Genomic DNA, 13,378 nt, shown 5'->3' on the forward strand with positions numbered 1-13,378 from the left:
CCTAAATTCGCTCCGCTATTCTTAATTTTGCACTTCTTGCTCTTGGATTCTCATCAATTTCTTCTTTACTAGGTATTATTGGACCAACTATTTGCCTTAATTTGTTTGAATTTTTAATAAAATGTTTTACAAGTCTATCCTCAAGTGAATGAAATGAAATAACTGCAAGTCTACCCCCAATTTCTAACAAATCAGGAACGTTATTTAAAAAATTTTCAATGTTACTTAGTTCACCGTTTACTTCAATTCGAATCGCTTGAAAAGTTTTTGTGGCAAAATGTCTTTTTCTTTTCCTTATTTCCTGAGGTGGTAAAGCTTTTCTTATTGCTTCAACTAATTCTAAAGTAGAATTAATTGGTCTACTATTTACAATACTTCTTGCAATTCTTCTAGAAAATCTTTCTTCACCATACTTAAAAATAATATCTGCAAGTTCTTTTTCAGAATAAAAATTTACAACATCATATGCTGTTTTTTTCTGTTCTAAATTCATACGCATATCAAGAGGCTCATCCCTATTAAACGTAAAACCTCTACCTTCAGCTTTCAGCTGATAAGTTGATATACCTAGGTCAATCAAGATTCCAGAAACCTTTTCAATATTAAGGGCTTTTAAAACAACAGGAAGGTCAACATAGGAAGACTTGAAGAGTTTAACATTACTAAAGCTGGAAAGATTTTTTTCTGCAATGGTCAACACTTCAGAATCAATATCTAAACCAATAACAAAAATATTAGGCGAAACTGAGGCCATAAGGGAAGTATGACCACCTTCACCAACTGTACAGTCAACATATATTCCATCTTTTTTCCAAATAAGATGTTCAATAACTTCTTTAGGCATTACTGGAATATGCTTATCTTCATATTTTCTCACTTTTCTCGCTCCGCTCCGCTAAAATAACTCATTATCTACTATAACATTTAAATATTCTTTTTCAAAATTAAAATTAAAAAAAACGAGCAGCTTTTAAGCATTTATTTATAAGCTCTGCTGCTCGTTTCTAATTTAATAACAAAAGTATACATTTATATTACAATTAAATTTCTAATAAAATTCCTGCCTTTTTCAACAATTTTTTTGAGATCATATTATGTTTTTCTAAAAAGTCAGAAATCTCAAAGCTCGTAAATTCACCATTAAATATTTTCATTTCTCCATTAATTACAGATAAATCAACCTGTTTTGGGTCACAAAGCAATATAGAATTTATTGGATTATGTAAACCTCCAGCAAATTCAACCTTATCTAACTTAAAACCTATAAAATCTGCGGCCATTTCTGGTGCTATTTTTCCAATATAATCATCCATTTTTAAAACACTTGCTCCACCTATTGTTGCCATTCTTAAAACTTCCCTAACAGTTAAAGCATTGGCTCCATATTTTGCTCTCTGGAGTAATAGTGCATTTCTTGCTTCCATTATCATGTTATTTGTATCATTACTTGCACTACCATCCACAGCAATTCCTATTCTGATTTTATTCTTTAACTCAGTTACTGGAGCAATTCCAGAGCCTAACCTCATATTTGAAGAAGGACAATGTGCCATTCCAACATCATTTTTTGAAAGTTTTTCCATATCTTCTTTACTCAACCAAACCATGTGAGCAAACCACACTTTATTGTTAAGCCAACCAAGTTCCTCCATATAATCTACGGGCCTTTTCCCAAATTTTTCAAGACAATATTCTTCTTCATCTCTTGTTTCAGCAAGGTGTGTATGAAGTAAAACATCATATTTATCAGCAATTTTTACAGTCTCTTTCATCAAGTATGGTGTCACCGAAAACGGCGAACAAGGCGCAAGCGCAACTCTAAGCATAGAATATTTGCTTGGATCATGATATTTTTCTATAACTCTAACACTTTCTTGCAATATTTCATCGTCAGTTTGAACAACACTATCTGGAGGAAGACCTCCGTTTTTTCTACTAAGCGACATACTTCCTCTTGTAGGATGAAACCTTACACCTATCAATTTTGCAGCTTCGATTTCTGCATCAAAAAGCTTGTTATTTCCATAAGGGTAAAGATAAAGATGATCAGTTGTTGTTGTAACACCAGTTTTAATCATTTCATAGAGTGCTATTAAACTACTTATATAAATTGCCTCTTCATCTATGAATTTCCATATTTCGTAGTGAAAAACAAGCCAATCAAAAAGTTTTTTGTCTGCAGCAAGTCCTCTAGTAAGTGATTGAAACATATGATGATGTGTATTTACAAAACCAGGAATAACCATATATCCATCTAAATCATATACTTTATCTGCTTCAATATTCTCCCAATTTCTTCCAACCTCTCTAATTACATTATCTTCCACTAAAATATAACCATTCTCAATATCTCCAATTTTTTCATCAAATGTGTAAATATAAGATATATTTTTAAATAATTTTCTCACATTATCACCTTCAATCTTCAAAATATATTTTCATAAGTTCATCATAATGTTTGTTTCTATATTCAAGTATTTTTTCATTGACTTCATAAACTTTTTCTTGTTGCTTAATCCAATAACTCTGATCCTTCTGTGCATTTAACTCTTCTACAGTTTTTCCTTGCTGCTCAACCCAGGTATAATATTTTAAATTATGCCATCTTTCTCTAGAATATTTATCACCTTCAAAAACCCAAGAAGGCTCTTTATATAATAAAATTCTTTCAGTTCGTGCTTTAGCTTCTGCTCTATCAAGTTTTCCAAACTTTTCCTCTAAATCTTTCATAACCGAATAATACCTCTCAATTGAATCAGTTGCAACTATAAAAATATTATCATCAGATGTAAAGTTATAATACTTTGCTATTTTTATTGCTCCAATTAAGTTAGCAACTCCTGATATCCCAAATTTATCTGATATAAAATCAACCATATCCTTTGGAGCAAATTCTTTCAAAAATTCAATTCCCACTGGATCGCTTAAAACCTGTAGCATTTTCTTTGATTCCATATCATCAACCAAAACAACTGCATCATTATTCATAACATTATGAATCCATGTAACATGCTTATCTCCAATACCTTGAATATCATGACCACCATATCCATTGAGAGAAATCGTTGGACATTGTAATGGCTCAACAGCGACTACTTTAGCTTCTGAAAATTCTTGTTTTACTCTATCACCAGATGCTATCGTTCCAGCAGAACCTACACCTAAAACAACTGCCGAAATTCTAGAATTTCCAATTTTTTTATTTTTTACTAATTCAATCATTGTATTTCCTGTAACATAGTAATGGAATCTATAATTGCCAAACTCTTCAAATTGGTTTAATATTCTTACGTGTTCAGGATCTTTATTATATAGTTCTTTTGATTTGTCATATATTTCTTTAACATTTGATTCACAACCAGGCGTTGCAATAACCTCAGCACCATATTTTTTAATAATTTCAAATCTTTCTTTACTCATAAGTTCTGGAAGTAAAACAATAGATCTATAATTCATTCTAGATGAAACCCAAGCTCCTCCAATTCCATAATTCCCAGTTGATGGCCAAATTAATGTATGTTTCAATGGATCCACTTCACCATAAACGGTTTTTTCTGCCAACACTGAGTATGTTGCACCCACTTTATGACTTCCTGACGGAAATTCTTTTGCATATAAAACAATTATATTAGCATCAACTCCTGTAATCTCTTTTGGAACTTCAAAATAATAAATTTCATTATTTTCATCTTTCCAAGTAATATTAAACAAGTTAATTGGATGAAGTGGGTCTTTTTTCTTCATTTCAATAGCTCTTTTCCTAATTTTTGGATCAATCTTTTCTGGATTAAGCATTTCTTCAAAAGTTGGTCCAATAACAGGGACTTTGCTTTTCATAATTTTCCCTCCTTAGTATTTTTTACTATTTCTTCTAAAGAAACAGGTATCTTATTTAAAAAAACCCCTATAGCATTAGAAACTGCGTTTAAAACTGAAGGTGGTGAACTCATTAACGATGGTTCACCCAATCCTTTAGCACCGAATGGTCCCTCTGAAAATTCTTCTTCCACAAAATAAACATGAATTTCTTCAGGAATGTCTTTAATAGTTGGAATCAAATAATTATTAAAATTAGTAGTAAGGATTTTTCCATTATTTTGCTTGATTTCTTCCATAATAGCGTACCCCATGCCTTGAATTACCCCGCCATGGACCTGACCAACGGCACCTTCAAAGTTTATAACTTTTCCAATATCATGACAAACCCATGCCTTTTTCAATGCTATTTTTCCAGTTAAAAAATCAACTTCCACAAGAGAAAGTTGCGTTGCAAAACTATATGTTATATACGCCTCACCAATTCCGTTTTCGTGATCAAAATGTAATTTTGGAGATTTATACCATCCAACCTCAGACAACTTAACGTTATTATCATTACATAACTTTGCAATTTCTTCAAAAGAAAATACTTTTTCTCTAATAAACACTTTCCCGTCTAAAAAAATAATTTCATTTTTGCCAACACCAAAATAAGAAGCTAAAAATCCAACTATGTTCTCTTTTAATTTCTCAGTTGCTATCTTTAAAGCATTACCACTAAAGAATGTAGTCCTTGAAGCTACAGTCGGCCCACTATCTTGAATAAACAATGTCTCAGGTTGTAAAACTCTAATTTTTGAAATATCTTGTCCCAATATTTCCGATACTATTATCGCCATTGTAGTTTTTGCACCTTGCCCCATTTCGGTATTACCTATCATTACATTAATAGTACCATCTGATTGAACATTAATCGTTGCAGTAGCGCCATCAAGATGTTGACCGCCAGCTCCTAAACTTACACCATAAAAAATATGAGACCAACCTAATCCTAGTTTTTTAAACGTAGAATTTTTATTATACTCTAAAACTTCTTTCTTTAAAAATTCATAATTTGATGCCTTATAAACTTTTTCTAAAGTTTTTTTTGCCCCAACTGATTGAGTTAGTACATGTCCGGTTGATGTCTCCTTATTTCTATCAAGTGCATTTCTCATTCTTATTTCATACGGATCAATATTTAACTTTTTTGCCGCGCGATCCATTATCGATTCAATTGCTACTAAAACTTGAGGTGAACCAAAGCCTCTAAAAGCTCCACAAGGAACTTTATTTGTATATACTCCATATACATCAACACTTACGTTTTTTACCGAATAAGCTCCACTTGCATGTACCATTGTTCTATACATAACTATCGGTGAAAGAGTTGAATAAGCTCCTATATCTAAATAAACTTTTGTCTTAATTCCCAAAATTTTTCCATCTTTTGCAAATGCAACTTTATAATATGATTTACTAGGATGTCTTTTACTTGTTTCTTTAATATCCATTTCTCTTGTATAGATTAATTTTACAGGTCTTTTTGTAATATATGATAAAAGAGCAGCCTTTGATGCTATGTATGATGGAACATCTTCTTTTCCGCCAAATCCTCCACCAGTTTCAGTCTGTATTACATTTAATCTATTTAATTCTATTCCTAATATTTTTGCTACGTCTTTTTGAACATAAAATGGACATTGCGCACTAACATAAATTTCCATTACCCCTCTTGGAGTATAATTTGCAACAACTCCTTGTGTTTCTAAATATGCATGTTCTTGATACCCCGTTTCAAAATTTTCTTCTATAATAAGATCAGCTTTTGAAAAAGCATCATCAACATTTCCTCTTCTAATTTTTCTATGAAAACCAATATTTGATTTCCCATTAACAATTATTTTATCCTGTATTGCTTCATCAATCGACAAAACAGGTGGCAACTCCTCAATTTCTACTTTTATTAATTTTCTAGCTTCTTCAATTGCATTCATAGATTCAGCAGCAATCAGTGCTAAAACATCTCCTTCAAACCTAATTTTTTCCCCTACAGGAACAAGAAAATTCATATCATCTATAACATGGCCAAATTTATTAACTCCTGGAACATCTTTGTATGTTGCTATATATACTACTCCGGGAACTTTCTTTGCTTCCGAAATATCTATATTTTTCAATATTCCATGTGGAACATTAGCATAAACTACTCCTGCATATAACATATTTTCAAAATAATAATCTGCTACGTATTTTGAGGTTCCATAGGCTTTTTCTAATCCATCAATTCTCTTTACTTTCTTTCCAATTACATTCATAAATTACACCTCCACAAATAAATCAACTATTTTCTGTTTTTCAACATCAATTAATCCTTTATCTGTAATCTTTAATTTTGGTATTACAGCAAGTTGTAAAAAGTGTATTTGCATTAGAATATCACTATTTACACCAATTTCTACTAAAGAATTTTTTAATTTTCTTAATTCTTCAACTACAAAGCCATAGTTTTTGTCTGACATTAATCCAGCTATCGGAAGCGACAAAGAAGCTATAAGCTTTTTATTTTTTACAACAACAATTCCTCCATTCAACTCTTTTATTCTACTTATTGCATAATTCATATCCTCATCATTTGTCCCAACAACAGTTAAATTATGAGAATCATGACCAATTGTAGTTGCAACTGCTCCATTTTTAATTGAAAGTCCATGAACAAAACCAATTGAATAACCACTTGCTTTATGCCTATCAAAAACTGCTATTTTTATAATATCTCTATCAATATCTGAAACCACGTAACCTTTTTCAACATTTGGTTCAACTATTAGCTCATCTGTTAAGAGAGTCCCAGATTTTACAGATATCACACGTATTTTTCTATTCCTATTTTTAATACTTAAAGAGTAGTTTTTTACAATATTTATTTTGCCTAATGTGTTTGGAATATTACGAATTATGCTTTCAACATTCATATTAATCCTTTTATCTTCAACTACAATCTTTGAATCTTTAATAACAAACTTAATATTAAAATCTTTCAAATTATCAATAAAAACAATATCAGCTTTATAACCAGGTGAAATTGCACCCATACTTCTCAAATTAAAATATTTAGCAGTATTAATTGTTGCCATCCTAATTGCAATTATTGGATCAATTCCACTATCAATTGCACTTTTAATAATTCCATTTATATGACCTCTCTCAATTATGTCATTTGGGTCTCTATCATCAGTACAAAAAGAGAAGAAAAAGTGGTTCATTTCATTTACTGCTGGAAGTAATGCATTCAGGTTTCTGGCTGCCGTCCCTTCTCTAATAAATATTTGCATTCCTTTTGAAAGTTTTTCTAATGCTTCTTCCTTTGTTTCACATTCATGGTCAGATCGAACAAAAGCATCAATATATGCATTTAATTCTTTTCCCGTCAATCCTGGTGCATGACCATCAATCTTTTTATATTTATGTCTTAATATCTCAATTTTTGTAATTAAATCTCTATCACAATCTAAAACACCAGGATAATTCATAACTTCTCCTAAAGCGATAATTCTAAACGGATATTTTTCAACTAAGCTTACCATATCTTCAGCACCAAGTGTTGCTCCTGATGTTTCAAGATTTGTTGCTGGCACTGCAGATGGAATTGCAAAATAGACATTCAACGGTATACCTTCAGTTGACTTAATCATGTATTCAATACCTTCTACTCCTAAAACATTTGCAATTTCATGTGGATCAGCAATAATAGTTGTTGTACCAAAAGGAAGGATTAGTTTGGCAAACTCAGTAGGTGAAAGCATAGAACTTTCAATATGAACATGAGCATCTATAAGTCCTGGAATTGCAAATAGACCTTTTGCATCAATAACTTCCTTTCCAACTTTATAATCATCTCCAATTCCTGCAATTCTTTTTTTATAAAGAGCAATATTAGTTTTTTCAATTTTTCCAGTAAAAACATTTACAAGATTAACATTCTTTATTAATACATCAGGCATTTTTTTCCCTAAAGCAACAGGAACAATTTCATAAATTTTCATTATATCCCTCCTTCTTTTTAGGAAGATTATATAAAAAAATCACCCTTATAAAAAAGGGTGATTTTTTATCTTATTTAATAATAAATTCGTAAAATTATAAAATATTATCCTTTTTAACCTCTCAGTAACTGTAAAATATTTTGTGGAAGTGTATTTGCCTGAGCAAGCATAGCCATACCTGATTGAATTAATATCTGCTGTTTTGTAAAGAACATATTTTGCTTAGCCATATCAGCATCTCTTATTCTACTTTCAGACGATGTTAGATTTTCCGATGAAACACCTAAATTAGCAATTGTATGTTCCAATCTGTTTTGCATTGCTCCTAATTTTGAGCGAATTCCACTTACTTTATCTATAGCAGCATCTATTAAACTTATTACCCTTTCTGCTCCATCTTGCGAAGTAACATCAATTAAACTAGTGTTAAGTCCCAAATTTTTTGAATCAACAGCATCAATTCCGCCAATCATATTCGCACCCTCATTTGCACCAATCTGGAAAACCAAATAATCAGAACCAGTGTATTTCCCTTCAATTCTTGCAACCGCAGCATCAATAACTTCACCACTTGGTAATCCATTATAATTCGAAATTGATAAGACAGTTGAATCCCATCTTAGAGTAACACCACCTACTAGAACATATCCTTGAGCAAAAGAAGTAACAATTGTGCTATAAACAGATGAAGTTGTTACTAAAGTTATTCTTACATCCAATGCACTTGTAGGTGAACCTCTAAATTGTCCAACTTCAACCAAATAAGTACCTTCTTTAGCATTTTGATTTAAAGTGTTAATTGTTAAATCTATTATTCCGCCATTTACAATATTTGCTTCAGGATTTGCTCTAAAACTTTCTAAATTTCCATTCAAAAGCTTTTTAGTATTAAATTCGGTTGAACGAGCAATTCTATCAATTTCTTGACGCAATTGTTCTATTTCAGCTTGAATATTTTCTCTATCAACATCAGTATTTGTATCACTTGCTGCTTGAACTGCAAGTTCCCTCATTCTCTGAAGGATTGAATGAACTTCATTCAATGCACCTTCTGCTGTCTGGATTAATGATATAGCATCTTGTGCATTCTTTCTTGCCATATCAAGTCCTTTAATTTGACCTCTCATCTTTTCACTTATTGCAAGTCCAGCTGCATCATCAGCTGCTCTGTTAATCCTTAATCCAGAAGATAATTTTTCCAACGTTTTTGACATATTTGAATTAGTTAATGAAATTTGCCTCCAAGCATTTAAAGCGCTTAAATTATGGTTTATTCTCACTTTATACACCTCCTATTCTTTTTCTAACAAATTTTTCTTTATTAATTATTTTTTTCCTAAAAAAATAGCATCTCACCTTACTGGTGAGATGCTATTTTAAAGAATTTTTTATTATTTTAATGATCCTGGGAAGTGACAAGCTACAAAGTGACCCGGTGATACCTCTTTCAATTGTGGTTCCTCTTTTGCACAAATTTCCTTTGCTACAGGACATCTTGGATGGAATCTACATCCACTAGGTGGATTTACTGGACTTGGAACATCTCCTGTCAAAATTATCCTTTTCTTTTTATATTCAGGATTTGGAACCGGTATAGCACTCATTAATGCTTTTGTATAGGGATGTAATGGATTATCAAATAGTTCTTTCTTGGAAGCATTTTCAACAATTTTTCCTAAATACATAACGACTACCCTATCAGAAATATATTTAATGACTGATAAGTCATGTGAGATAAACAAATAAGTTAAATTATGTTTCTTTTGAAGTTCAAGCATTAAGTTAATAACTTGAGATCTAATGGAAACATCAAGTGCTGCTACTGCTTCATCGGCAACTATTAATTTTGGATTCATCAATAATGCCCTTGCTATTCCTATTCTTTGACGTTGTCCTCCAGAAAATTGGTGAGGAAATCTATACATATGTTCTCCATGAATACCAACTTCTTCTAAAACTTCTTTTACCTTATCTACTACTTCAGATTTTTTTATCAGCCCATGCAATACAGGCCCTTCAGAAACAATTGTCTTAACTCTAATTCTTGGATTAAGAGAACTATATGGATCCTGAAAAACTATTTGCATCGTTCTTCTAAAATCTCTTCTCTTTTCAGTGATATTATCTAAAAGTTTGCTATAAAAACCACTTTCGCCTAGTTCCTCATATAACTCATAATATTCTTTATCAATTCCTGTAAATTTTGATGGATCTTCCTTTTTAAATTTCTCTATATACATTTTCTTTAAATATTTCTTTGCTCTATAACGTGGCATAAAATAATATGTTGTATCCTTTCCGTCTACAATAATTCTTCCAGATGTAGGCTCATAAAGTCTTAAAAGCGTCATTCCAGCAGTAGTTTTTCCACAACCTGATTCACCAACAAGCCCAACAGTCTCACCTTCATAAATTTCAAAGCTGATGTCATCTACTGCTCTAACCCATGCTACTATTCTTTTAAATACTCCTGCACGAATTGGAAAATACTTTACAAGATTATCAACTTTAACTAATACTTTTTTTTCACTCATGCACTTTCACCAGCCTTTTTGAGTTTCTGAGCCTCTTCAACTTTTTTATAATAAAAACATCTTGAATAATGATTTTTTCCAACTTCATATAAAGGTGGAATTTCCTTTTTACATCTTTCATCTGCAAACTCACATCTGGTATTAAACCTACATCCTGGTGGAAAATGTAATGGATCAGGAACAATTCCTGGTATATTATAGAGTTTGTCCTGTTCTATATCTAATCTTGGAATTGAATTTAAAAGTCCCCAAGTATATGGATGTCTCATTTCTTTAAATAATTCTTTTACATCAGCAGTTTCCATAACCATTCCACCATACATTACAACAACTCTATCAGCATTTTCTGCAATAACACCAACATCATGCGTAATTAAAATTATAGCCATTCCATACTCTCTTTGTAATTCCTTCATTAAATCAAGTATTTGCGCTTGAATAGTAACATCAAGAGCAGTTGTTGGCTCATCCGCAATTAATAATTTTGGCTTACATGAAAGTGCCATTGCAATCATCGCTCTTTGCCTCATACCACCAGATAATTCATGTGGATACTCATCAACACGTTTTTCTGGTTCAGGTATTCCAACTTTTCTTAACATGTCAATTGCCATTCTTCTTGCTTCCTTTTTATCAACATCTTGGTGCAACAAAATTGCTTCCATAATCTGCTCACCAATTGTAAAAACTGGATTTAAAGCTACCATTGGCTCCTGAAAAATCATTGCAATATCATTACCTCTAATTTTTCTCATTTCATCTTCTGATAGCTCTAAAAGATTCTTTCCTTCAAAAATTATTTGACTTCCTTCTAAAATTTCACCATTTGGATCCAACAATCTTAAAATTGATAATGAGGTAACACTTTTTCCACTACCAGATTCACCAACAATTCCAAGTGTCTCGCCAGGATAAACTTCAAAATCCACTCCGTCAACTGCTTTAACAACTCCATCTTCTGTATGAAAATAGGTCTTTAAATTCTTTACTTCTAATAATGGTTTTTTTTCCAACTCAATCACTCCTTTTATTTCAATTTCGGATCAAAGACATCTCTTAAAGCATCACCTACTAAATTCCATGCTAATACAAACAAAACCATTGCCATTCCTGGATAAAAAACGGTATACCAATAAGCTAGTGCTTGACCACTAGCACCTAATATATAGTTTCTTGTATAGTTAAGCATTGAACCCCAATCAGCATAACCAATTGGAGCACCAAGTCCTAAGAATGAAAGTGCAGCAGCTGTAATTACTAAAGATCCTAATCTCATTGTAGCTTGAACTAAAACCGGGAAGATTGTGTTTGGAAGTACATGTCTTACAATTATAATAAAGTTTTTTATTCCAAGAGCCTTTGCAGCCAAAACAAATTGTTCTTCTTTAACTTGCAATATATTAGCTCTAATTAATCTTGCAACTGCCATCCAACCAAAAACTATCATTGCAATCATAACTTTATCTAAACCACTTCCTAATATTGTTGTTAATACCATTGCAGCTAACAAAAATGGTATTGATAAGAAAATATCCGTAATTCTCATTAGAATTTCATCTATCCAACCACCAAAATAACCAGCAATTGATCCTATTATTAAACCAATTATTGTTGATAACGTGACAACTGTTAAACCAATTTTAAAAGCAGTTCTTGTACCCCAAATTACCCCGTAATAAATGTCTCTACCGGCAATCATACCAAAGGGATGATCTTTGCTTGGTGGTACTGGATCTGAACTCCAAGAAAGTATTGGCATTATGTACGGATCTTCAAGTTTCATAGGATTTCCATTTTCATCTGGAAACATTGGATTAACAGGCGGTGCAAGTAATGGAGCAAATGCAGCAATCAACGCAAAAAATATTAACAATGAAAATCCTAAAACTGCAGAAGGATTTCTAAACAATTTTTTCATTGTTCTTTTAAACTCTGTATTCATCAACATCCACCTCCCTAACCTAGTCTGATTCTTGGGTCTAATATTGCGTATAGTATATCGATTATCAAATTTCCAATAACAAGCAGTGTTGAATAAAACAAAGTGCTACCTAAAATTGCTGCATAATCAAGCTGAGTAGCTGCTTGTGCTGTAAATCTACCCATTCCAACTCTATTAAAAATAACTTCAACTATAACAGTTCCTGCAAGTAAGCCAATAACCATTGCACCAGCAACCGTTACAACAGGAATCATTGCATTCTTTTTGGCATGTTTGTGTATAACTTCCTTTTCAGGAACCCCTTTAGCTCTAGCAGTTCTAACATATTCTTTACCAAGAACTTCAAGCATACTTGATCTTGTAATTCTTAACAAATACGCCCACCAAAGCCAAGAAATTGTTAGAATAGGTCCAATTAAGTGTCTCAATGCATCCCAGAAAACATCAAGTCTTCCATTCAATAAAGCATCAATTGTCAATAAATGCGTTATTTTATGAAAACTATCTGATTTTACTATTGAATCTGCCCAATCACTCAAAGTTCCTGGTGGAAACCATCCAAGAACTGAATAGAAAATCATCAAAACTATTAACCCAAAAACAAAATCAGGAAGAGACCAACCAACAATTGCAAAAATCCTTATAAAATGATCTATAAACTTATCTCTATTAACCGCAGCCGTAACACCTAACCAAATACCAACTGCAATAACCGGTATAAATGCATAAAGTGCAAGCTCGATCGTATAAGGAATTCTTTCTTTAATAGCATCAGCAACTGGTTGCTTGGCTGTAACAGACCATCCCAATTCACCTTTTAAAACTCCACCAAGCCATTTAAAATATCTAGTCCACATTGGATCATTTAAACCATACTTTTCAATTAATCTATCAATGTCTTCATTTGAAAGCTTGTCAAATACATTTGGATTTACATATGCTGAAATCATTTTTTCAGGACCTAATATTTCTGTAAAACTAAATATTATCAAAGTTACACCAAACAAAATCAGTGGAAGTAGCAAAAGCCTCCGAATAATATACGCCGTCAAGTTTAA

Annotated in this window: 10 protein-coding genes; all 10 read right to left on the reverse strand. The window is 32.0% G+C overall.

Annotation, left to right across the window (positions count from 1 at the left end):
- Position 1: 1 nt before the first annotated feature.
- The 10 genes from rsmH to JG780_RS02890 all read right to left on the reverse strand — a co-directional run bounded on the left by rsmH (position 2) and on the right by JG780_RS02890 (position 13,372).
- Positions 2-877, reverse strand: coding sequence for a 16S rRNA (cytosine(1402)-N(4))-methyltransferase RsmH (gene rsmH / locus JG780_RS02845; RefSeq protein WP_004103334.1), 876 nt, complete (start codon positions 875-877; stop codon positions 2-4).
- 163 nt (positions 878-1,040) lie between these two features.
- The gene (locus JG780_RS02850) at positions 1,041-2,408 is read right to left on the reverse strand and encodes an 8-oxoguanine deaminase (protein WP_287569148.1); all 1,368 of its coding nucleotides are present in this window, start codon (positions 2,406-2,408) and stop codon (positions 1,041-1,043) included.
- Between the two features lie 10 nt (positions 2,409-2,418).
- The gene (locus JG780_RS02855; RefSeq protein ID WP_114702841.1) at positions 2,419-3,837 is read right to left on the reverse strand and encodes a PLP-dependent cysteine synthase family protein; all 1,419 of its coding nucleotides are present in this window, start codon (positions 3,835-3,837) and stop codon (positions 2,419-2,421) included.
- A complete protein-coding gene (locus JG780_RS02860; RefSeq protein ID WP_287569151.1) occupies positions 3,834-6,116 on the reverse strand; it encodes a xanthine dehydrogenase family protein molybdopterin-binding subunit in 2,283 nt (760 codons plus the stop codon). Before JG780_RS02860 ends, JG780_RS02855 begins: the two co-directional genes overlap by 4 nt.
- A gap of 3 nt (positions 6,117-6,119) precedes the next feature.
- Positions 6,120-7,844 (reverse strand): adenine deaminase, encoded by a 1,725-nt coding sequence (ade, locus tag JG780_RS02865; RefSeq protein WP_004103343.1) that lies wholly within the window; start codon positions 7,842-7,844, stop codon positions 6,120-6,122.
- Between the two features lie 113 nt (positions 7,845-7,957).
- Positions 7,958-9,124 carry a flagellin N-terminal helical domain-containing protein gene (locus JG780_RS02870; protein ID WP_287569153.1) on the reverse strand — a complete coding sequence of 389 codons (1,167 nt, stop codon included), beginning with the start codon at positions 9,122-9,124 and terminating at the stop codon, positions 7,958-7,960.
- Positions 9,125-9,235: 111 nt separating this feature from the next.
- The gene (locus JG780_RS02875) at positions 9,236-10,378 is read right to left on the reverse strand and encodes an ABC transporter ATP-binding protein (RefSeq protein ID WP_012579304.1); all 1,143 of its coding nucleotides are present in this window, start codon (positions 10,376-10,378) and stop codon (positions 9,236-9,238) included.
- Positions 10,375-11,391 (reverse strand): ABC transporter ATP-binding protein, encoded by a 1,017-nt coding sequence (locus tag JG780_RS02880; RefSeq protein WP_287569154.1) that lies wholly within the window; start codon positions 11,389-11,391, stop codon positions 10,375-10,377. Before JG780_RS02880 ends, JG780_RS02875 begins: the two co-directional genes overlap by 4 nt.
- Positions 11,392-11,405: 14 nt before the next feature.
- Positions 11,406-12,320 (reverse strand): ABC transporter permease, encoded by a 915-nt coding sequence (locus JG780_RS02885; RefSeq protein ID WP_287569155.1) that lies wholly within the window; start codon positions 12,318-12,320, stop codon positions 11,406-11,408.
- A 14-nt stretch (positions 12,321-12,334) separates the two neighbouring features.
- Positions 12,335-13,372, reverse strand: coding sequence for an ABC transporter permease (locus tag JG780_RS02890; protein WP_012579307.1), 1,038 nt, complete (start codon positions 13,370-13,372; stop codon positions 12,335-12,337).
- Between the last annotated feature and the right edge of the window lie 6 nt (positions 13,373-13,378).

Source organism: Thermosipho sp. (in: thermotogales) (assembly GCF_020054775.1).
GTDB classification, from domain to species: domain Bacteria; phylum Thermotogota; class Thermotogae; order Thermotogales; family Fervidobacteriaceae; genus Thermosipho; species Thermosipho africanus.